Source organism: Lyngbya sp. CCAP 1446/10 (assembly GCF_026130175.1).
Lineage (GTDB): Bacteria > Cyanobacteriota > Cyanobacteriia > Cyanobacteriales > Microcoleaceae > Microcoleus.
The window spans coordinates 77,447-98,209 of sequence record NZ_JAIGNI010000155.1 but is presented as its reverse complement, the minus strand read 5'-3'; the positions used below and the strand labels follow the sequence as shown (position 1 = coordinate 98,209).

Genomic DNA, 20,763 nt, shown 5'->3' with positions numbered 1-20,763 from the left:
ACTTTCTGGGTCTGCTAACAATTTAAGATCATTCAATAAGTTGGGTAATTGTGTTTCAACCCGTTTACGCCCACTACGATGGAAACCATCAATAATTGGCTGACCACTTTTCAACTCTTGCATTCCTTTACGGATGGTGCGCCTATTCCATCCCAATTCCCGTTCTGCCAAGGTCTGTCCACCTATTCCCAAACCTTTGACTACGAATGCCATGAATTGTCGTCTGTCTGTCCCCTTGAGTTTTTTCGCTGTTGTGATGTAAAGAGATTTTAGGTACTCAGTCAGTTTCATGATAGATTTTAGAGAAATTAAGATAGGCTACACACTGAAATTATCTTTCGGTTATTATAGGATCATTTATTCTGTGGGACTCTCTAACAAGGGCTTCATACCCTCAGCAGCAAGTCTGTAGCGCTCACACTTACAGCCAGACTTAAAGATTTTATGATAATCTTCCACCCGCCAACGATAAGTATACCAACGCAGAATCTTGAGGGCAGTTTCGATATCTTCTACGACTTCGGTAGTTAGAAGCATCCATTCTAAAGGTGTTTCGCCTTCTGGGCAATTAATTTCAGTTGCATAAACAGCATAAACTTGTAATGAATCACGATTATCAAAGCGATAGGGAACTCGTAGCTGAACTTGAGAGAAGCGCACTGCCAATGAAGCTATCCTTCCCTGACGTTTACCAGTTTCTGGTACTTTGATTTCCTGCTCAAATCTGCTCGGTTGCGATTCCAATTTTTTCCACAGACGTTCGCTATTCTGGTCTAGACTACGGTCATGAGCTGCACGTACTAATACTCCTGTATGTTTCAGTTGACGTGAAGAGTCGAACACTTCAGTAATATCTCCTTCTCGGTCGAAAACATGAATTACTCGGGTGCTATTACTGACTTCATGCTCGACTTCGGTCATCGCTTCTACCCATCGATAAGACTCTTTTTCTTCAAATGGGCGTTGACGAGCAGCTTTTCGCGCTAAAAGCTGTCGTTGTTTTTTGGCTGCTGCGGTTTCATCCTTCGGTGGCTTTTCTTTGTGCTCAAGGGTTCCATAGCTTTTGCCATAACAGTCCCATTACTTGTCCTTGTTCGGGAGTGAGCGCCAAGGCACTATGTAAAATTAATCCGTTGCCACCGTTGCCTGTGGGCCCATATCCTTCCCTTTTGGCTTTGATGCTGCCATAATCGAGAAAGGTGGTATCTCCTACGGATAATACGACTTCATATTCTTCCACGGCTTCACAGGTCATTTGACAGTGAGGTTTAATTATTCTGTCAAATTTTGTTTTGCTGTTGGCAAAAACTCATAAGCTCTTTTTAGCTCGTTTGCATTTGAGAATATTTCTGACAATCCTTTCCCAAACCCTTGGCTTAGGGCTTGGCCGATTGCATAGGCTCTATTGTTTAATCTCTCATCTCCTAATTCACAAGTTGCAAAATTTTTCTCCCACCAGTTCAACATTTTTGCCTGCCTTTACTTGATTTTAACCAGATTATATCACCATCTACCCCTTTTGCCTAGAATGACCTCCTACTCTACCTTTCAGAGATGCCGTGAAAAGTAAGATTGCATGAGGGGTTTTTTATTTGTACCGATCTGAAGTGGGCGCTCGACGTAACCTCGCTGTTTCAGCTCTTTGTGTAAAATTAATAGTCTAAATATTTAGACTATTAAGTGTAATTCTCTTTCCCTTTCCCACATACTAATAACTGGACAGAGGTTGCTAGATAAAAAAACCTCTATGGGGGTTATGTCTACTGCAAAGTATACAAATACCTACTTGAACGGATTTTGGACGTTAAACAACTGTGTAGTCACAAGGAAAGCTAATGAACAGTTATACATTTTCAGATGAATCTGTCCGAGACTTGAATGAGATTTGCGATTATATTAGTCGAAATAATCCTAGGACAGCCAGCAAGCTTTTTGATGTAATTCGTCAAAAATGTAAACTTGTCGCCGAATTTCCCAATATGGGCAAACCCTATGAGAGGTTAGCCTCGAACTTACGCGGATTTAGGGTTAGGGATTATTTAATTTTTTACTACCCCAGAGTGGACGGGATTGATATTGCTCACGTGCTGCGGGGCGATCGAGACTTGGAATTATTGTTTTCAGAGTTAGGGGAAGATTAATTAAGGTTGGATCGATGTGAAAGTGCGATCGCACTTGGGAAAGATAAGTGCGATCGCCCTTAATCATTCTCAAATTTTTACGCAATTATCGATCGAATAGAACCGTCAGGGGCATAAACAGTTACACATTTTTAGAAGAAATCTATATAATCAAGTTAACCGACTTAAAAAAATGTATGACAACAACAACTGTAGTAGACATTGGGACTTTAATTATCCGCGATCGCAACCTTCGAGGCGGGCGTCCCATTATTGCTGAAACTGGTACTTCTGTCCACCGCATCGCCGTTTTGTACAAGCAGGGTAATAGTGCGGAAGAAATTGCTAGACTGACGACTCACTTATCGATCGCACAAGTTTATGCAGCTTTAACGTATTATCATGCTAATCGAGAAGAGATTGATACAGATTTAGCTGAGGAACAAGCAGCTTACGAACAGTTAGCAGAGTTACACTACCAAAACCTCAAGATTAATCCATGAGCATTATTCTACTACTGCTAGACGAAGATGCGATGAATTCCGCTCTGATTGATGCTCTACGCCTGCCGGGTGTTGATGTTATTTCTGTTGCATAAATAGGAATGCTATCTCGCAGCGATGAAGAAATTTTGCATTGGGCCAATGAAAATCATCGAGCAACCTACTAGCTTTAATACTAGGAATTTTTATCGATTGCATACTGCTTTTACAACACAAGCCGAAGAACATATGGGCATAATCTTGGGACAGCAGAATTATTCAGTTGGTGAACAATTGCGTCGCTTGCTAAAAATTATAGCTACTAAATCCGCAGAGGAAATGTACAATCAAGTCGAATTTTTAAGTGCTTGGGGTTAAGGATCAGCGATCAGAATCTCATCCTAAAACTGGCTCCCTAATGTATCTGCATCATCTACCTCCATCTATGGTTAAAAAAATATTAATTTTGCCACAATAGCTATCAACTATATCACACTTAAAATCCCTAAATAAAAATGCTCCGACTATCCCAAACCCAACTCAAAATCCTCGAAGAATGCCCCCGCAAATTCCAGCATAGCTACCTAGAACTACTGGCCACCACCGCCTCCCCAGAGCACAAAGAAAAACTCACATGGGGCAGCCACTTTCACCTATTGATGCAGCAGCGAGAACTCGGACTCCCCATTGAATATATCACCCAACAAGACCCAGAATTAGGACGTTGTGTAGCAGCCTTGATCAACACCGCCCCCGAACTTTTCGCGAATTCCGAAAATAGCGATCGCATTTTCCGCCAAGCCGAACACCCGCGCATCCTAATTTTTCAAGACTACCTATTCACCGTGATCTATGACTTGCTAATAGCAGAACCAAACACAGCCCAAATTATAGACTGGAAAACCTATCCGCGCCCTCAAAAATCAAAATGGATCGCCGAAAGTTGGCAAACCCGCCTCTATTTATATGTTCTAGTAGAAACCAGCGACTATTCCCCCGAACAAGTTTCTATGACATACTGGTTCGTACAATTACAAGGAGAAGAACCGCCGCAAAAACTTACATTTTCTTACAACCAAACAGAACACGATCGCACAAAACAAGATTTAAGCCAAATATTGCAGCATCTAACCGACTGGCGACAGCCTTATTCCGAAGGCGGCGAATTCTTCCCCCAAGTACAAATTAGTTCCAATCTCTGCGATTCCTGTCAATTCGCCACTCGCTGTAACCGCACCCAAGACAGCAAAGCTTCCTCATCAAATCTTCCTGCAGAAACTCCCGTAAATTGGCTGCCAAATCTTGCTATAATCGAGGAAATATCTATTTAACTAAAAATTTTACTATCCAAACTCTTTGGATCGTCGCTGGGTGGGGGCGGGTTTATAGATATTGTCGATTTGAATTAAAGATTGTTGGTGAACCCGCCCCTACAGGAATTTATGAAATAACCTATGACAGAATTACTTCAAAACTGGCAAAATCAACCCTTACCCCAACCCCCAGATTGGCTAATCCAAGCTGTCAGAAATCACGTGCCAGAACTTCCGGGAAACTATGCGGCTGCACTTCTCTGGTATAGAGGAATTCAAAACCCCGAAGAAATACCAGGTTTCTTAAATCCCAAACTTTACCAGCCAGCAAGTCCCTTTGAATTTGGACTAGAAATAAATTTGGCGATGGAACGAATTCAGCAAGCAATAAACAATGCCGAAAAAATCGCTATTTGGGGAGACTTTGATGCTGATGGCATTACCTCAACCTCTGTTTTGTGGGATGGATTGGGAGAGTTTTTTGTTCAAAATGAGCAATTAATTTATTACATTCCTAACCGATTAACTGAATCTCACGGACTTAATATCTCAGGAATAGATGCGTTAGCAAAATCTGGAATTAGCTTAATTATTACTTGTGATACAGGCAGTACAAACATCGCCGAAATCGAATATGCCACTAGCTTAAACATCGATACAATTATCACTGACCACCATACATTACCAGACGATCGCCCGCCAGCGACAGCAATCATCAATCCCCGCTACTTTGATCCCAACCACCAACTGTTTAACTTGTCGGGCGTTGCGGTAGCTTACAAATTAATCGAAGCACTATATCACACATTGCCGGATATTCCGCAGCGCCCGCTTACGGATTTATTGGAGTTAGTGGCGATCGGCTTAATTGCCGATTTAGTCCAACTTACAGGAGACTGTCGCTACTTAGCACAACTCGGCATCGAACAACTGCAAAAACAAATTGCAAATCCCACTCGTCCGGGAGTTGCTAAATTACTCGAACTATGCAAACGAGCGGGCGATCGCCCAACCGACATTTCCTTCGGCCTCGGCCCCCGAATCAACGCCGTCAGCCGCATCCAAGGCGACGCCAGCTTCTGCGTAGAACTCCTCACCAGCCGCGACAAAAAACGCTGCGAAGAACTAGCAAATTTAACCGAAATTGCCAACACCAGACGCAAATCTTTGCAAAAAGATGTGGCTAAAGATGCAGCCCAAAAATTAGCTAAACTCGACATCTCAACCACCAGCGTGATTGTCCTCAGTGACCCACAATGGCCCGTAGGAGTATTAGGATTAGTTGCGGGACAAATCGCCCAAGAATACGGCCGCCCGGTAATTTTATTCTGCACAGAAGGTAGCGAAGAAATCAAAGAAATTCTTCCTGACACTCAGCTTATCGATTCTTTCAACCCCGATTCGCAAAAACTTTCCCAATCTAAAATTCCAAATCCCAAATCTAAAATCGCCCGCGGTTCTGCCCGTTCAGCAAATCAAATCGACCTTTATAAATTAGTCAAAGATCAAGCACATTTATTGGATAGATTCGGCGGTCATCCCTTCGCCGCCGGATTGAGTCTCCCTGTTGAAAATATTCCTTTATTTACCGATGCTGTAAATCAGCAACTGCGACAACAATACAGCATAGATAGTTTAACAGCCGCCCCTGTTCAAGCCGACTTAAAAATTACTGTCGCCGAATTAGGCAAACAGTTATTTCAAGAGTTAAAATTGCTCGAACCCTGTGGAATGGGCAACCCCGCACCTAAATTGCTGATTGAAAACTGCTGGTTTAAGAATATCTACAATAGGAATATTAAAGATTCACAAGGAAAAGAAGTAAAGTATATCAAAACTTCTTTTGAAATTTGGGATGAATCTAGCGATCAAGGATTTTCAGGCATTTGGTGGGGACACTATCGAGACGAAGTTCCCGAAGGGCGGTGCGATGCCACTGTTGAACTCGATTTTAATACTTATACATCGGACTATGAAGTGCGGTTGATATCAGTGCATTCCCGCACGGAAGAGGGCAAAATTAATTCCCCAACTAAAATAGATTGGATCTTAGACTGGCGTAATAGAAATAATGATCAAGAGTTGTTAGCGGTTAGCACAAACTTGGAATCTCAAATTTCAGCGGACAATCTAGCTGACAATTCAGGAATGCTCGATCGCGAAAACTCAATTATCCTTAAAGAATGCCCCGCAAGCTGGGACGAATTGCGCGTCTGGTTTCGGCAAGCACAGCAGAAGCAACAAAAACTGGCGATCGCCTATACATTACCGCCATTCGTAGCCCCGCAGCAAATCTGCCAACAGCTAATCGGCATCGCCAAATACCTCAGCCGCACCAACAAACCCGTCACCAGACAGCAACTCCGCCAAAAACTCGCCATCAGCGACACTTCCCTGCAACTAGGGTTTACCACATTAAAACATCTCGGTTTCAAAGTCAATTATCGCGATCGAGCTTTCCACATCACCAGACAACCCGAAACCAGAGAAATCGGAGATCACATCTCCAAAACCTTATTTTCTAGCCCCTCAACCCAATTCTCAGAGCAAAATTCCCCCATCGCCGCCCGTTATGCAGCGCAATTCCTAGCAGCAGTCTCTGAAGAACAATTCCGCAGGAAATATTTTTGTGAAGTACCCATTTCTACCATTGTGTCGATCGCGCGAGAGACCATTTTTCAAGAAGATTATACAGAAAATCCCTTTTAATTGATATCTGCCACAATGATGAAAAACAGGCAAGATGCCTGTTCCACTCATCAAATAACTTTTTTGTCAGGCGAACACGCGAAATCTTAGATGGAGAAGGCTTTCAAACTTTACTGGATTTAAATTGTATATTTCAATCCTCTATTCTCATTCTCCCATTCTCCATTCTCCCCCTCTCCCTCTCTCCCTCGCAGGGCTAATTCCTGACAGGGACGCAACATCTCAGTTGTAAGAAATATCTTAGTTCTCAATTCATCGATAAAATAAGGTATATGGCAATGGGAGTTATCCGTTGCGAGTCACGCCCAAAACTCATAACCTATAACTCACAGCCCAAAACCCAAAACTGCCGAACCCTCAAACTCGATCGCACATCTCCAATATAAAACCCCTATGCTCCTCTGTCCCCGCTGCCAATTTGAAAATCCCGACCCAAACAAGTTTTGTCAACAATGCGGAAATTCCCTAATTTACAAACCTTGCCACGAATGCGGTACCGAAGTCGCTGTTAGCGCCGCATTATGTCAGAATTGTGGCGTCGCAACAGGTCAAGTGTGGCGGGCAGTAATCTACGGTCGATCGAACTTTCCAGTAGTCCAGCTAGACCAGTCAACCATACCATCAGCCGAGATTACACAAAAAACCGACAATTTTTCAGCAACCGCATCGGCCCAAAACCCTCCCAAACCAATCAAAGACGCCATTAAAACAGAAATCACCGCCGATTCTCAACAGGCCGATGCCGCCGAATGCAGCAGCCCAGAAATTGACATTGTGGTTGGCGTAGGGGCGATCGCACCAGAATCATTTCAAACAGACCAAAAAATCTCTACTACAGCGCCAGAGCGCGAAATAACCCCATCTGACAACAATTTCACAACCGCACCACAGCCTGAAGCAAGGCAGGAACCAACAGACAGCCCCGACGACGCATCTCCCCAATCCCCAGAAATCCCCGTCTCCAATGCCGAATATTTAATTTCTTCCCAGCCAGCAGGAGCTTATTTAGACAGCCAGCAGCGCTACCAACTCCTAGAAACCCTGCCCGCAAGAAAACCCTCAGACACAGTAGCAGTAACAGTATTGGACTGTCAGCCGCTGCAAATGTCACCCCTCAAAGCAATGCTAGCAGCCAAAGGAGCCAGCGTCGCCCAACGAACTTCTCCCTACAGAGCAATCACAGACGGAGAAGATTCGACCAATTCCGCCTTAGCAGAGCTTTGTCAAGGCATAGCTGAACCTTATCTAGCACTCCGGTGGCAATTTTCTCACAACCTGCCAGTCATTCACGATAGCTGGTCAGACAACGAACAGGCAGTGCTGCTGCTAGAAGATTGTTCGCAATGGCCACTGCTGGTAGAACGCTGGAGTCAACCCGAAACTTCCACCCAGCAAATCTTATACTGGCTGCACGAAATGACAGAACTCTGGGCAGCCCTAGAACCCTGGCGCTGCCGGCAAAGCTTGTTGGAACTGACAAATTTGCGAGTCAACCCCGACTCTTCCTTTTCCTTGGCCTCTTTACGACTGGAACGTCTGTATCCAGAACCCGACGGCTCAAACCTGCAACTGGTAGATTTGGGGCAACTGTGGCAGGTGATATTTAACCATTCCGATCGCACTCAGTTTGGCGCATTGCTCGAACTATTGCAACAAATGTATAGAGGCGAGATTAGCACAATAGAAGAATTGCGATCGCGCCTAGAAACCGTTCCCCTCGAACTTCAACCCGCACCTCCACCAACCTTAACCCCCACCCGTTTCCAAAATCACATCCCCGACAACTCGCCCCCCGAAGTTGTTGGCGAAGTCTTAACCCAGCCCATGCCAGTCCAGATTTACTGTTTAGAAGATGCCGGCCTCACCGATGTCGGCCGCACCCGCGACCACAACGAAGACTTCTTCAGCATCTGGACTCAGATTAACAAACTCGAAACCTCCTTCGGTCGAATCTTTCAAACCAAAGGGCTTTACATTCTTTGCGACGGCATGGGCGGACACGACAGCGGAGAAGTAGCCAGCCAACTAGCCGCTGAAACCCTCAGAGACTTCTTTCAAACCAGTTGGCAAAATCAACTCCCCCAGGCCGACACCATCCGCGAAGGAGTCCTACTAGCCAACAAAGCCATCTTTGAAATCAATCAAAAGGACGGCCGTTCCGGCAGCGCCCGCATGGGTACAACCCTAGTCGTAGTCTTAGTTCAAGACACCAAATTCGCCGTGGCCCACGTCGGCGACAGCCGCCTCTACCGACTCCGCAAGGGACAGACACTAGAAAAAATCACCTCAGACCACGAAGTAGGGCAACGCGAAATTAAGCGCGGGGTTGACGCGGAAACTGCTTATTCTCGTCCCGACGCCTATCAACTAACTCAAGCCCTCGGCCCGCGAGACGGTAATTTTCTCAAGCCTGACGTGCAGTTTTTAGACTTGTGCGAAGATACTTTATTGATTTTGGCATCCGACGGTCTGACAGATAATGATTTGTTGGAAACTCACTGGCGGAACACTCTCGAACCTCTGTTCAATCCCCAAGCTAATCTCGACCAGGGAGTTGCTGAGTTGATTGAACTGGCTAACAAACGCAACGGTCACGACAATATCACGGCAATTATCATTCGGGCGCAGGTAGGCCCATTTCGATTTTAAATTTTGGCTGCTGTCAACGGTTCCAAAGCAGCGCCCTGGCCGGCTAGGTTAAAACTGTAATTGTTGGGGGTTCGGGAACAGCAACGGCCTTTTCCGGGCAAGGCTTGACTTTCTGTCCTGTTACCGAGAAAAATGGGTTTAAAGCCTCCTCCTTTGAGGGGGAAATAAAACAAAATTATTCATTGTTTCAATTTTCTTCCTTTTAGCCAGAGGTAACAGTTAACTGTCAACCCTTCGACATATCCATCATCAAAAACTTGTGGCGCTGGCGGTAACAAGCAACCAATGCCAAAAAAACGAGTTTGTGATTGTGAGTCTGACCATCTCTCGATGGGGACTTAAACGCAGCAATGATTCGAGCTCTAATTCCCGTTATCGGTGAGTTTGGCTCGTCAAGGATACGCCGTCCTGAATTCCCGCCTGTAAACTAGAAGCAACCGACTCCCTAGAAAGAAGCAGGAAATAAGTTTCAAATCTGTCCTTGATATCAGTCTTGTCCACGTTATATAAATCTTACCGAGCAGAATTAATCCTATGAATCGAAAATGCTGCTGACTCTTTTAGATCCAGAAAAACAGACCCCCCTGCAACAGTGGAGTTTCGAGAGCGAGTCCATTGTCCGCATCGGCCGCTCTCCTGAAAATCACGTTGTGCTCTTCAATGCTCTTGTGTCGCGGGATCACGTGGAATTGCAAAGACTTAAAAGCGGCACCGACAGTCAGTGGTATTTAGTCAATTCGGGGACAAATGGCACTTTTGTTAACGGTATTCTCATGTCTCAGGGTTGGATAGCCGACGGTGCCCTGATCCAGTTGGCGCGGGGCGGCCCAACTCTGCATTTCCAAGCTGTCACGATTGAACTCGGCGGCAAAATTGAAGCGATCCCTACCTTCAGCCCCGCGATGCCACGGTGTACCCACGCGGGAAATCCGCCGGGGAATTTATTCTGCATCCACTGTGGTGAACCGATTAAAGTCGATCGCACAATCCGCCACTACCAAGTGCTGCGAACTTTGGGCCAAGGCGGTATGGGAACAACGACTTTAGCCTGGGATCGAGAGAAAGCCAAAGCTCAACAACCCGGAAGTTCCCCCGCAGCTTCTTTGGTAGTCCTTAAGGAAATGAATGCTGACATGGCTCAAATAGTCAAAGCTCAAGAACTGTTTGAACGTGAAGCTAAGACCCTCAAAGCGCTGCACCATCCGGGTATTCCTCAGTTTTTTGACTTTTTTGTCGAAGGGGGGAAAAAATATTTGGTAATGGAAATGCTTCACGGCGAGGATTTAGAAAAACGCATCTACAACCGCGGCCCTGTTGCTCCCAAACAGGCGATCGAGTGGATGATCCAAACCTGTGAAATTTTGGACTACATTCACTCTCAAAAACCCCCGATCGTCCACCGGGATATTAAACCTGCTAATTTGCTAGTGAGGCACCGCGACAATGGCATTACAGTGCTGGATTTTGGCGCCGTTAAAGAAATCGGTACTCCTCCGGGCACTCGCATCGGCGTGGAAGGCTACACCGCACCAGAACAAGACCGGGGACAGCCTCTCCCTCAGTCGGATTTATATGCGATCGGGCCTACTTTGATTTTTTTGCTGACGGCGGAAAGCCCTCAAAAGTTTTACGGAAAAATCCCTAGAGGTTACGGGTTTAAGCTCGAAAATATTCCGACGATCGCCCCGAAGTTGCGGGAGGTCATTTTGCGAACCACAGCAGCTAAGCCTGGCGATCGTTTTCAAACTGCTCAACAATTAGCTAGAGCTTTAGCAGCTTGCCTCTAAAAGAAGTCATTAGTCATTGGTCATTAGTCATTAGTTAGGAGTCCTGCCGTCAACCGAACGACCGGCTTTCGGGCAAGCTGTTATCTGTCAACCGAACGACGGAGCTCACGGCAAGCTGTCAACCGTCAACTGTCAACCGTCAACTGTCAACTGTCAACTGTTATTCCTCGTCCCAAGCTTCTACAGCTATCAACTCGCTAACGGGGTCTTGCATAGAAAAATCAAACTCTAGGAGTTGCTGTTTCCAGTAAGGCCATTCGTCCCCATAAAGCAGAGCGATTTTCCAAATACTGTCTGTCGGCTTGATAATGTCAGACGTGACGAGAGAATGCACCTGACGCTGGAACTTAACCATCGGCTGTATAACCTGCTGGCTCATAATACCTCTTAAATTGTTTAAATCTTGTGTAATTACCACTTCCCAGCGCACACTTTTTACCGCAGTTTCGCCAAGAACCGTCTAGCCAAGATACGTGTAGATTTTTGTCGGGAAGCTACATATTCAACTTGTATCTTAACACAGTTCGTTTTGAAAAGGGCCTATAAGCAAGACTGAAGAGTCAAGATTGACTTCAAAGAATTAATCATCAGAAAAATGTCGTGCTATATGCTGTCGATCGGCAGTGGGAGGTTTGCCGCTTCGATTATTTCCACATCATAGCAGATGCAACGGCTGCGATCGGCTTATTTTTGACAAGGCTGAGTTGGCGACAAACTGCAATTACTGGTCTTTCGCTACAGCCTAATTTCCGCTTTCGGGCGAGTAAACCCCACCTGTTGCCACTTTGACGCTAGCTGGTCTGTGAGAGTGGCGTTTGAGCTAGATAAACTCATTATAGCTGCTCTACAAAACTTGGTTAAACTTGATCTTTGTTTCACCATTCAACTAGAACTAATTCCCGAAGGTCTGCTTCCTGTCTCAACCAGCAGGAGTCGGCTCCTACTTGTCCACAGGCGTAGATTCGAGTGGAGCAACACCCTATGCGTTGCCCGCTTATAACTATTGCTTTTGAAGCTTTTAGCTATTGTTCAACCATTATTTTCAACCAATTTAACGAATCGTGGTATTCCGTTCGACCTTTTTGCAGGCTGGTCAGTTTTGAATTGACTGCGGTTTACTTTTTGAAAATATTTTAAGCCTTGGTTCTCGGCATTATGTTTAAGCTAGCAGATAATTACCAACCTGTCAATACCCTCGTTATCGATAGCTATGAGTAATTTTAGTCAAGTATTGGGCGATGTAGTCAAACTCTAGTGACTGCAAAGGTGGTCAAAAATTGTTGGATACTGTTGATCGGAATCCCCGCGACTGTCGATCGAACATTCTAGCTGGCCCACGCAGGCGCGCGCAAATTCCAAACCCATCGTCCTGATGCACTAAATCTCAAATCTCAAATCTAAAATTGTATGACTTGGACAAGGCGACACATTCTCACTCTAGCTGATTTTACCTCCGACGAATACGACACGGTGCTGCAAACTGCCGCCAGTTTTCGGGAAGTGCTCGGCCGCCGCACCAAGAAAGTGCCGGCTTTGCAGGGTCAAGTAGTCGCGAATTTGTTTTTTGAACCTTCTACCCGGACTCGCAACAGTTTTGAGTTGGCGGCGAAGCGACTGTCGGCCGATACCCTGAATTTTACACCGGGAAGTTCTTCTCTGACCAAGGGGGAGACTATTCTGGATACCGCTAAGACTTATCTGGCGATGGGAACGGATTTGATGGTAATCCGGCACGAACAAGCTGGAGTTCCCAGTACAATTGCTTCGGAAATGGATAGATTGGGTTCGAGAGTCAGCGTTCTGAATGCTGGAGACGGTCAGCACGAACACCCGTCGCAAGGTTTGCTAGACTTATTTACTATTTGTTCTTTGTTAGATGCCGAACGTCCACGCCTAGAACTTTTAGCGGGCAAAAAAATTGCTGTGGTGGGGGATATTTTGCATTCGCGGGTGGCGAGGTCGAATATTTGGAGTCTCACGGCTTCCGGGGCTGAGGTTCATTTGGCCGGGCCGCCGACTTTGCTGCCGCTGTTGTTTGCTGAGTGTGGCGATGGTAGGGAAGGTAAGTTATTTTTGCACTGGCAGCTTGAACCTGCTTTGGCTGATGCTGATTTTGTGATGACTTTGCGGCTACAAAAGGAACGGATGAGCCAGCATTTGCTGCCGAGTTTACGAGAGTATCATGCTTTGTATGGGGTGACGCGCGATCGGCTGAAACTCTGCAAACCGGATGTGAAGGTTTTGCACCCAGGCCCGGTCAACCGCGGCGTGGAAATTAGCTCAGATTTGATGGACGATCCCCAATTTAGCTTGATTTCTCAGCAAGTTACCAGCGGCGTGGCGGTGCGGATGGCTTTACTGTATCTGATCGGCGGCGGTAAAGTTTAGCTTGTGGGCTGTTAGTGATTAATTTCGGAGCTTTGATGATTCTCAGGAGCGATCGCCTCTTTAAAATATAATCGTTACCCGGGCCGAGCGGGTAACGATTAAAATTCTTTCTAGAAAATGTAAATTACTCTAGTTAAGAATTAGTTGATCCAGGCAGTAGAAACCCAGCCGCCGCCTTTTAGTTGGGCCCAGCCGCGTCTGTAACGACCTGTCAATCCTACGTTATCTCCATTGTATAACTTGCCGATGACACGAGCGCAGCCATTGGGGCGGTGGCGGATATTCAGACGGCCGCCATTGGTGGCAACTTCGCCGTAGCTGTTATGGCCGTGATGACCGCCGCCGCAGCGCTTGTAGTGGCAACTTGCCTGCGCTTCGCCACTGACACTCAGAACAGACAGGGCTACTGCCAGACCTGCAACGCCTATTACGGCAGATTTAGGAATTTTAAATTCCAGTTGGAGCTCGGACTCGGGAGATTCATAAGCAACAAAAGAGTGGCTCAATGCTAGTGCTTCCATAGTTTCCTCGTGATTATGATTAACGTTTTTTGGTGCAGACTCAGTTGATACTCCCCATGCCTAAAGGCGAAGGGATTCTTGAGGAATCCGAATCTGGATTTTCAAAGGCGCTATCAAATCGCCCCTACCCACTCAGTTTAGATTTCTCCAAACATTGTGTATACGTTGTTGTTTTTTTGACGCTTTCAGACCATCGCTAGCCAACAGATATGGTACGCTCTACAACCTGCCATTATTTGCCTTTTAACTATTCCGAATCTTCTTGCGTCGGATATGTCAGTTGCCGGAATTTTTCCGTACTAGGATGTTTCAACACGTAGATGGTTTCTCCTACTTGCTTTGGTGACTTTAACACAACTATTTCGATTATTGTGTAAAGAAATATTCAAGGCGTTGAAACCGCAGCCTACTTTTCCCCGTGTCGGTAGCCCCGGGTTTGCGTCTTGTTCTTTGGTCAGAACAGGCACAAGAGGTTGTTACCGTTTTCCTTTTGCCGAGTATCGGCCAATTCGGCTGAACTCTGCACAGATACATGATGTCATCTAAGTAGCTTTCTGGATCAAAAAATAAATAAAGTTTACATTCTCTGCTGAAAATTTGGATTACACCGATCGCGATCAGGGTAGAATTCAACTTAACGGTTTCATTCAAAAGGGAGCGCAGTCATTGCTTGGGGTTTGAGATTGCTTGCAGCGAGTTGGGCATGATACTACTGATTTTGGTGTGCTTACTGATTGAGTTGCTACAGCCCGATCGACTATTCGATCGCACAAGTCTCCTACTTAGTCATCTTCCAGCACTGTCTTAATTTTGTTCATGGGAGACATATCTTACCTGATCGCAGTGTTACAACGGTTCGGGGCAATCGACATCTCGCTAAAGATTGACTTTGATGTATCCCTGATCAGGATGCAAGATCGATCGCTCGCGACTTGATTTGTGTCAAGATCGATCGAGTACGACCGCACCATTTCTTTCGCAATGAACTATAGCGCTGCACTTTCGATCGGCACAATTCCTGAACGCAATACTCAAGACAGTTTTGCCATTACCTTAGCCCCTTTGTCTGTGGAGGAAATCTACACTTTGGCAGATGACGCGGCCAACGGAGCCGTGGTAATGATGAGCGGTACTGTCCGCAACCAAACTGACGGTCAAGCTGTAGTTTCCCTAGAATATCAAGCCTACGAACCGATGGCCGTGCGAGTATTCCAGCAAATCGCTACAGAAATCCGCCGCCAGTGGGTCGATATCAATCGGGTCGTGATTCACCACCGCGTCGGACACTTGCAGGTGGGGGAAATTAGCGTAGTGGTGGCTGTGGGCTGTCCCCACCGGGGCGAAGCCTTTGCAGCTTGCCAGTACGCAATAGATACGCTCAAACACAATGTACCGATTTGGAAAAAGGAACATTGGGCCGACGGTTCAAGCAGTTGGGTTAGTATTGGAGCGTGCGAAGTTGTTGGGCATTAGTCAGAAGCCGATCGCAGTTTCCGAGTCCAGGAACCAATCGCGATCGGGCTGCGTCAAACACAATGGAATGTTCGATGAGCCAATTCCACCCATGAGCGAATTTATTTCCCTGTCCTGGTCTGCGGTTGTGGCGACCGTTCAAAGAGTGCAATTGCCAGCCGAAAAACTCTCTAATTATGACTTGGTGTTGCGGTGTCAGGAAGGAAATAGACCTGAAAGCGCTGCTTTTTCAGAACTGTTAAAGCGGTATCAGTCGCACGTAGACAGGGTTCTATATCACTTGGCCCCTGACTGGCAAGACCGAGCAGACTTGGCTCAGGAAGTCTGGATTCGAGTCTATCGGAATATTAACCGCTTGCAAGAGCCTGTTAAATTTCGGGGCTGGTTGAGCCGCATCGCGACTAATTTGTTTTACGATGAGTTGCGGAAGCGCAAGCGAGTTCGCACTCCGTTGTCGCTGGACGTACCCCGTGCTCTGGAAGATGGGGAGATTGATTGGGAAATTGCGGCCGACAGTCCGGGGCCTGATGAAGATTTGACGACTAGGGAATTTTACGACGAGTTGCGATCGGCGATCGCCGATTTGCCGGAAGTTTTCCGCACGACTATTGTTTTGAGAGAAATTGAAGGTTTAGCCTATGAGGAAATAGCGGAAATAACCGGAGTTTCTCTGGGAACGGTCAAGTCGAGAATTGCTAGAGCTCGTCAAAGATTGCAGTTGCAATTGCAAAAATATCTCGACGGTCATTAGCAAGAGTGATTTCCGAGGTGTGGTCGCGGAAGATTTGATGAAATTTGCTGTGACATCAAAAATTCTATTTTACAATATAAATAAGCAGTAAATCATCCTAATAACGAGCGCGTGCTTCCCCCAATTTGAGCAAGTGGTGTGAAATATGAATGATAAATTTGAATCGGATAAAAATCAGAATCAGCAAGGTATCGGGGATTCACTTGCCCAAAGTCAAGCTAACAACAATTATCCCCAGGGGAATGTGACTACTATGATGCGCGATCGCTTTGAATTGCTGAGTGCCTACATCGACGGCGAAGTTACGGCGGCGGAACGTCGGCAAGTTGAGGAATGGCTGACAAATGACCCCACTACGAAGCGTTTGTACTCGCGACTGATGATGATGCAGCAGGGCTTTCAGTCAATGCCGGTGTCTGCTGCGGAACAATCTGCACAGGAGTTGGCGGCGAAGGTTTTGCAGCGGGTGGAACGCAAGACGAAACGGACTTGGGTTTTGGGTGGAGGTGCGATCGCAGCTTTGTTGATTGCGGCGGTGTCTGGTGTCGCTGGCGGCCGCCAATTGTTTGCTCCTCAGTTTGCTGCATCGCCTGTTCCTGCTGAATCTGATGGTTTGATTGTGGCTTTGAATGAGCCTGTGATGGAGATTGTTAATCCCAATGATTTGATGCTTGGGGTGAATGCACCGGTGATGGATATTCCGAAAGTTGGTGTAGCAAGCCCTCACAAGTCATTGCCAAAGGCGCAGTAGCATTTATTTCTGTTTTGAGCAGTAACCGAAAATCAGAATACCGGGCTGTTATAGAACCCATTTGAGATCTATTCCAGACTGATTACCAGAACTAGGTTTCAGCAGAATTCTAGATTTAGGCTAGAATGGTTCCCCTGTAAGGATTTTACAAAAGATGTCAAATGGGTTCTATAAGAGCCCATCCCACAAAAAGTTTTTTCTCTGGTGGGATGGGTTCTTATAGCCCGTCCGAAAATTTGATTAAAAAGACTTTTGCAAAAACTCTAATTTGACATACTCCCCGCCGTAGAACGGACGGGGATTTGGTTCATCGCAACTTGCGACCATTGTCGTCTTACTGTCGCTCCCCGTCCGTTTAAAGTCTCCCCATGCCCTTCAGGGCGACTACAATCAAAGAATTTGATTGTTGAAGTTATTAGAACACAAGTTTTGGGAAAGCCGTCGTAGAACGACGGGGCTTTAAACCCAATTTTTTGGTAATAAAATCAGTATTTCCTCCTTACCAGGAAGAGCCTGGTAACGCAGATCTGGAGGAAGAGCCTCTTTTCCCCTCGGCACTTCTGGGAGAGGAATTTGGATCAGAGGTGTTTAAGTTATTAAATTTTCATTCCTTAATTCTTGCTAGTCCCTCCTCAGAGGCTTTGAGGCTGGTCATTATATAATTTACTTATTTATTTGTCAATGTCAGTTTTCGATCAGTTTAGCGATCGCAAACTAAGTTTGTCAAAACGTGAGCAACCAAGACAAAATGATAAGGACAACAACGGGATCATCTCTCTGGAGTGTAAAAAGCTTTTTCACAGAGGGCAAGTGTCCCGCACAGCACAGGCTATAGCTCCGAGGGCTATCTCATTGTTTGTAGGAGCCTTGTGGCAAGAGTGGTTGCCCTGGATAGGAGAGGGTCGGCACGGGGCACGATCTTACAAAATCATGATTTTCCTGAGAATGAAATAGCCCTGCTATAGATCCCAGATGGGTTTTATATCTCTAGCGAGATCTGGCGATCGCACGGAGTGTGAAATAATGCCACTCCCTTTTTAGGTAAAAAAGTACACATTAAAATGACAAAGGATAGCACAATGAAAAATAACTTTGATGAAATCCCATCAGGCGGAATAGGTATAAAAGTCATTGGCAAAATTGCCGATGAGCTAAGCTATACCCGCACTTTTGACAGCCGAAACTGTCTGTTAATTGTGAAAAAATATCAGCCCAAACCCAGCACGGAAACTTATTTTTTTAAGCAGCAAATAGATGTTTTAAAAAGCTTGAATTTTCTGCAAAAGCAACGAGATAGCCAATCAGATCAGCCACTTAAAAAAATCAGCTTAAAAGTAAATTCTGATATCAAGGCTGTGGCTCAAGTCTTAGAGTGGGTCGATGCAGTTTTTGAGAATCTACCTATTCCCGAAACAGTTTTTTGCGAATTTAAGCTCGTCAGCATCGAAGGGTTCACAAATGCTGTTCGCCATGCTCATAAAGATCTGCCATTGGCAACTCCAATTGATCTGGAAATAACAATTTTTCCATCACACCTAGAAATAAAAATTTGGGATTATGGTAAACCCTTTGATTTGAAATCTAAGTTGCAAGAAGACTTGGCAGAAACAAGTCCATTTGCTTGGGACGAGCTGGAATTTACGCTTCACTAAAACATGGCTTTACCACGGGTGGTAACAAACCGATTTTTTCAAGAGAATCCTTCGCTATAATTGCCGATTGTTTGAAAAATCCGGTTTCTTTGGTCTATATGTAAGGTCTGAATTGACACTAGGAAAAAATAGTTTTGCCATGACTACTAATACTGCTGCTAAAAATCTAGTTGTGGATGACCCACCACCGATCCGCAATCTAGTTCATCGCTTTTTAAACCAGAGATATCAAGTAGATTCGGCAGCAGATGGCGACACAGCTTTAGCCGTATTTGAGGAATTCAAGCCGATGGTAGTAATTCTCGATTGGAATTTGCCTGATACTACTGGCTATCACCTTTGTCGGGAAATGCAGCGCCGTACTAATGTTTTTGTGATTATGCTCAGCCGCCGTACAGATGAAGCTGATAGACTTAAATTTCTGTCCGCAGGTGCTGATGATTATATCTGCAAACCATTTGGTCTGGCGCAATTGGCATTCGGATCGAAGTTGTGTTGAGACGCATAAGGTGTGTGACTCCATCACGGATTGTATTCGCTCGATTTGCGATCGATCCAGCGAGTCGGGAAGTAACATTGAACGACAAAATTATCAAGTTAACAGCGTTGTAATTTAATATTTTGTATTTTTTTGCAAATCATTCTGGTCAATCTTGGAGTCGCCAACAGCTAATCGAAAAAATCTGGGGTTGGAACTGCAACGACACAGGAGAAGAGAAAATTGTTAGCGTACATATCGGTCAGATTCGCAAGAAAATGATTGAAGTTGATGCTACAGGATCGCAGTTTATTAAAACTATTCGGGGTTTCGGTTACAGGTTCGATTCGCCCTCGCGCACGACAATGGCACTTTAGTAAGCTCATGGGCATTAACGACTTATTTTGTGAAAAACCGATTTTCCCACGTCCCATCGGGCAGCCAGATGCCTCCGAGAGAACGAACGCGATCGGGTAACATAAAGTATGTCCAAGCCGTGCCTAAGGGTTTGAGTTGTCGATCGCAAATTTCCACTTCTTCCCGCTGATATTCGTTTTGTGCAGGTTCCCGCAGCGGATCGTAGTCTTCCAGTCGGTCTAAATCGTCCAAAATAGCGGAATTTGCAAAACAGAGGAGAAAACCGCAGACGATGCCCTCTCCGGCCACCATCGCAGGATAGCCGATCGGCAGTGCAAAAAGTTGGCCACGGGCGATCGCAGGCAAAGCATCCACAACCTTTCCCTCGCAGTAGCGCCGGTAGTTGCACTCCCTCGGTTTGAGAGTGCCGTAGACAAAGACTTTCATCGAGTAGGGCCTAACCGCTAGTTTTTGCTAACATAGATGGCTAAGCTAATAGTTTAAGTCTCGCGGGCGATCGCGACCGCAATCTTGATAAATTTCGTTGTTTACCCTTCCTTATAATTCATGACTCTAGCAGTTAGTTTTATGGCTTTTGGACTTCGGCCTTTGTACTTGAGCTCTTTTTTGCCCGACTTGCCCCTGGACGGCTTGTTTTCGACTCAAGGAATTATGGTGATGCTGCTGGCCGCCTATGCGGGGGCGATGTGGATGTTTCTCACCAGTGCTCCGAAGGTACACACGGTGATGGTATCGGATCTCGCACAGGCGAGGGAGTTCTACGAAGGTATGCTAAGCCTTCCCGTAGCAGAAGTACCGCTGCACTACTATTACAATTACGAGCAAACCTTGGGGACAACTGGTATCGACCCCCTGTATTTGTCGCCGAATGTGGGCAGGGGAACGAGCTCTCAAACGATGGGGAGTCCTGAGGGTTTGTGGTATCAGTTGATGAAAAATACCCAACTGCACATTATTAGTGGTGCGAGTGTCGGGGAAAAAAATCGCGAACGTCATGTTTGTTTCGATCGCGATTGTTTGGATCAGCTATTGATGAGGGTACAAACTCGCGGTATTAGTTATAAAATTCGCCGAGAAAAGCCGCTTAATTTTTTGGTCAAGGATTATGACGGCCGCGTGATTGAAATGGCTGAGGTTAGTAATTAGTTTGATTCGGCGGTTGAGACTCAGTTGAGACTCGGCGGTTGAAACCGCGACTATACAAACGATGTCCGCCTCCGCGGACTGAATAAAAAAACGTAATTTTAACCGTCTGTATTCAACCCGCGGAGGCGGGTTTTGTCTGTGTCGCCGCGGTTTCCAACCGCCCGG

The 20,763-nt window shown here is 45.8% G+C and carries 20 protein-coding genes and 2 pseudogenes; 16 read left to right on the top strand and 6 right to left on the bottom strand.

Annotated elements, in window-relative coordinates; genetic code table 11:
• From K4039_RS28530 to K4039_RS28520, 3 genes and pseudogenes are all read right to left on the bottom strand, one after another.
• A pseudogene (locus K4039_RS28530) lies at positions 1-291 on the bottom strand (ISAzo13 family transposase); the annotation flags it as partial.
• Between the two features lie 84 nt (positions 292-375).
• A pseudogene (locus K4039_RS28525) lies at positions 376-1,255 on the bottom strand (IS4 family transposase); the annotation flags it as partial.
• Positions 1,256-1,272: 17 nt separating this feature from the next.
• On the bottom strand, positions 1,273-1,467 hold the full coding sequence (locus tag K4039_RS28520) for a transposase (RefSeq protein WP_265239878.1): 195 nt from the start codon (positions 1,465-1,467) through the stop codon (positions 1,273-1,275).
• 368 nt (positions 1,468-1,835) lie between these two features.
• Here K4039_RS28520 and K4039_RS28515 point away from each other — a divergent pair, with 368 nt between their 5' ends.
• The 7 genes from K4039_RS28515 (at position 1,836) to K4039_RS28485 (ending at position 11,060) form a co-directional block, all read left to right on the top strand.
• The gene (locus tag K4039_RS28515) at positions 1,836-2,141 is read left to right on the top strand and encodes a type II toxin-antitoxin system RelE/ParE family toxin (RefSeq protein ID WP_265239877.1); all 306 of its coding nucleotides are present in this window, start codon (positions 1,836-1,838) and stop codon (positions 2,139-2,141) included.
• A 176-nt stretch (positions 2,142-2,317) separates the two neighbouring features.
• The gene (locus tag K4039_RS28510; protein WP_265239876.1) at positions 2,318-2,623 is read left to right on the top strand and encodes a DUF433 domain-containing protein; all 306 of its coding nucleotides are present in this window, start codon (positions 2,318-2,320) and stop codon (positions 2,621-2,623) included.
• A gap of 141 nt (positions 2,624-2,764) precedes the next feature.
• Entirely contained in the window at positions 2,765-2,980 is a 216-nt protein-coding gene (locus K4039_RS28505; protein ID WP_265239875.1) for a hypothetical protein, read from the top strand.
• Between the two features lie 137 nt (positions 2,981-3,117).
• Complete coding sequence (locus K4039_RS28500) at positions 3,118-3,933, top strand: PD-(D/E)XK nuclease family protein (RefSeq protein ID WP_265239874.1); 816 nt, start codon at positions 3,118-3,120, stop codon at positions 3,931-3,933.
• A gap of 123 nt (positions 3,934-4,056) precedes the next feature.
• Positions 4,057-6,624 carry a DHH family phosphoesterase gene (locus K4039_RS28495; RefSeq protein ID WP_265239873.1) on the top strand — a complete coding sequence of 856 codons (2,568 nt, stop codon included), beginning with the start codon at positions 4,057-4,059 and terminating at the stop codon, positions 6,622-6,624.
• Between the two features lie 393 nt (positions 6,625-7,017).
• The gene (locus tag K4039_RS28490) at positions 7,018-9,273 is read left to right on the top strand and encodes a serine/threonine phosphatase (protein WP_265239872.1); all 2,256 of its coding nucleotides are present in this window, start codon (positions 7,018-7,020) and stop codon (positions 9,271-9,273) included.
• A 545-nt stretch (positions 9,274-9,818) separates the two neighbouring features.
• The gene (locus tag K4039_RS28485) at positions 9,819-11,060 is read left to right on the top strand and encodes an FHA domain-containing serine/threonine-protein kinase (RefSeq protein ID WP_265239871.1); all 1,242 of its coding nucleotides are present in this window, start codon (positions 9,819-9,821) and stop codon (positions 11,058-11,060) included.
• A gap of 160 nt (positions 11,061-11,220) precedes the next feature.
• On the opposite strand, the gene K4039_RS28480 is transcribed toward K4039_RS28485, so the two are convergent.
• The gene (locus tag K4039_RS28480) at positions 11,221-11,439 is read right to left on the bottom strand and encodes a DUF4327 family protein (protein WP_006631282.1); all 219 of its coding nucleotides are present in this window, start codon (positions 11,437-11,439) and stop codon (positions 11,221-11,223) included.
• Between the two features lie 221 nt (positions 11,440-11,660).
• Here K4039_RS28480 and K4039_RS28475 point away from each other — a divergent pair, with 221 nt between their 5' ends.
• Positions 11,661-11,849: a hypothetical protein gene (locus tag K4039_RS28475; RefSeq protein WP_265239869.1), complete on the top strand. Its 189-nt coding sequence runs from the start codon at positions 11,661-11,663 to the stop codon at positions 11,847-11,849.
• A gap of 618 nt (positions 11,850-12,467) precedes the next feature.
• Positions 12,468-13,448 (top strand): aspartate carbamoyltransferase catalytic subunit, encoded by a 981-nt coding sequence (locus K4039_RS28470; RefSeq protein ID WP_265239868.1) that lies wholly within the window; start codon positions 12,468-12,470, stop codon positions 13,446-13,448.
• Positions 13,449-13,588: 140 nt separating this feature from the next.
• Here the strand turns inward: K4039_RS28470 and K4039_RS28465 are convergent, their stop codons facing one another.
• The gene (locus K4039_RS28465) at positions 13,589-13,954 is read right to left on the bottom strand and encodes an SH3 domain-containing protein (RefSeq protein ID WP_265239867.1); all 366 of its coding nucleotides are present in this window, start codon (positions 13,952-13,954) and stop codon (positions 13,589-13,591) included.
• A gap of 996 nt (positions 13,955-14,950) precedes the next feature.
• On the opposite strand from K4039_RS28465, the gene K4039_RS28460 reads away from it, so the two are divergent.
• The 6 genes from K4039_RS28460 (at position 14,951) to K4039_RS29860 (ending at position 19,451) form a co-directional block, all read left to right on the top strand.
• Positions 14,951-15,442, top strand: a complete 492-nt coding sequence (locus K4039_RS28460) for a molybdenum cofactor biosynthesis protein MoaE (protein WP_265239883.1) — start codon at positions 14,951-14,953, stop codon at positions 15,440-15,442.
• A gap of 91 nt (positions 15,443-15,533) precedes the next feature.
• Positions 15,534-16,193, top strand: a complete 660-nt coding sequence (locus K4039_RS28455) for a sigma-70 family RNA polymerase sigma factor (protein WP_265239882.1) — start codon at positions 15,534-15,536, stop codon at positions 16,191-16,193.
• Positions 16,194-16,338: 145 nt separating this feature from the next.
• A complete protein-coding gene (locus K4039_RS28450; RefSeq protein ID WP_265239866.1) occupies positions 16,339-16,944 on the top strand; it encodes an anti-sigma factor in 606 nt (201 codons plus the stop codon).
• 1,079 nt (positions 16,945-18,023) lie between these two features.
• The gene (locus K4039_RS28445) at positions 18,024-18,596 is read left to right on the top strand and encodes an ATP-binding protein (protein ID WP_265239865.1); all 573 of its coding nucleotides are present in this window, start codon (positions 18,024-18,026) and stop codon (positions 18,594-18,596) included.
• A 139-nt stretch (positions 18,597-18,735) separates the two neighbouring features.
• A complete protein-coding gene (locus tag K4039_RS29865) occupies positions 18,736-19,095 on the top strand; it encodes a response regulator (protein ID WP_321161673.1) in 360 nt (119 codons plus the stop codon).
• 122 nt (positions 19,096-19,217) lie between these two features.
• Positions 19,218-19,451, top strand: a complete 234-nt coding sequence (locus K4039_RS29860; RefSeq protein WP_321161672.1) for a helix-turn-helix domain-containing protein — start codon at positions 19,218-19,220, stop codon at positions 19,449-19,451.
• Positions 19,452-19,473: 22 nt separating this feature from the next.
• Here the strand turns inward: K4039_RS29860 and K4039_RS28435 are convergent, their stop codons facing one another.
• Positions 19,474-19,878: a gamma-glutamylcyclotransferase gene (locus K4039_RS28435; protein WP_265239864.1), complete on the bottom strand. Its 405-nt coding sequence runs from the start codon at positions 19,876-19,878 to the stop codon at positions 19,474-19,476.
• 120 nt (positions 19,879-19,998) lie between these two features.
• On the opposite strand from K4039_RS28435, the gene K4039_RS28430 reads away from it, so the two are divergent.
• The gene (locus tag K4039_RS28430; RefSeq protein ID WP_265239863.1) at positions 19,999-20,598 is read left to right on the top strand and encodes a glyoxalase-like domain protein; all 600 of its coding nucleotides are present in this window, start codon (positions 19,999-20,001) and stop codon (positions 20,596-20,598) included.
• Positions 20,599-20,763: the final 165 nt, after the last annotated feature.

Excerpts from the sequence above, each read along its gene's own strand:
- K4039_RS28520 (WP_265239878.1), bottom strand. The coding sequence starts at position 1,467 with ATGTTGAACTGGTGGGAGAAAAATTTTGCAACTTGTGAATTAGGAGAT.
- K4039_RS28515 (WP_265239877.1), top strand. The coding sequence starts at position 1,836 with ATGAACAGTTATACATTTTCAGATGAATCTGTCCGAGACTTGAATGAG.
- K4039_RS28510 (WP_265239876.1), top strand. The coding sequence starts at position 2,318 with ATGACAACAACAACTGTAGTAGACATTGGGACTTTAATTATCCGCGAT.
- K4039_RS28505 (WP_265239875.1), top strand. The coding sequence starts at position 2,765 with ATGAAAATCATCGAGCAACCTACTAGCTTTAATACTAGGAATTTTTAT.
- K4039_RS28500 (WP_265239874.1), top strand. The coding sequence starts at position 3,118 with ATGCTCCGACTATCCCAAACCCAACTCAAAATCCTCGAAGAATGCCCC.
- K4039_RS28495 (WP_265239873.1), top strand. The coding sequence starts at position 4,057 with ATGACAGAATTACTTCAAAACTGGCAAAATCAACCCTTACCCCAACCC.
- K4039_RS28490 (WP_265239872.1), top strand. The coding sequence starts at position 7,018 with ATGCTCCTCTGTCCCCGCTGCCAATTTGAAAATCCCGACCCAAACAAG.
- K4039_RS28485 (WP_265239871.1), top strand. The coding sequence starts at position 9,819 with ATGCTGCTGACTCTTTTAGATCCAGAAAAACAGACCCCCCTGCAACAG.
- K4039_RS28480 (WP_006631282.1), bottom strand. The coding sequence starts at position 11,439 with ATGAGCCAGCAGGTTATACAGCCGATGGTTAAGTTCCAGCGTCAGGTG.
- K4039_RS28470 (WP_265239868.1), top strand. The coding sequence starts at position 12,468 with ATGACTTGGACAAGGCGACACATTCTCACTCTAGCTGATTTTACCTCC.
- K4039_RS28460 (WP_265239883.1), top strand. The coding sequence starts at position 14,951 with ATGAACTATAGCGCTGCACTTTCGATCGGCACAATTCCTGAACGCAAT.
- K4039_RS28455 (WP_265239882.1), top strand. The coding sequence starts at position 15,534 with ATGAGCGAATTTATTTCCCTGTCCTGGTCTGCGGTTGTGGCGACCGTT.
- K4039_RS28450 (WP_265239866.1), top strand. The coding sequence starts at position 16,339 with ATGAATGATAAATTTGAATCGGATAAAAATCAGAATCAGCAAGGTATC.
- K4039_RS28445 (WP_265239865.1), top strand. The coding sequence starts at position 18,024 with ATGAAAAATAACTTTGATGAAATCCCATCAGGCGGAATAGGTATAAAA.
- K4039_RS29865 (WP_321161673.1), top strand. The coding sequence starts at position 18,736 with ATGACTACTAATACTGCTGCTAAAAATCTAGTTGTGGATGACCCACCA.
- K4039_RS28435 (WP_265239864.1), bottom strand. The coding sequence starts at position 19,878 with ATGAAAGTCTTTGTCTACGGCACTCTCAAACCGAGGGAGTGCAACTAC.
- K4039_RS28430 (WP_265239863.1), top strand. The coding sequence starts at position 19,999 with ATGACTCTAGCAGTTAGTTTTATGGCTTTTGGACTTCGGCCTTTGTAC.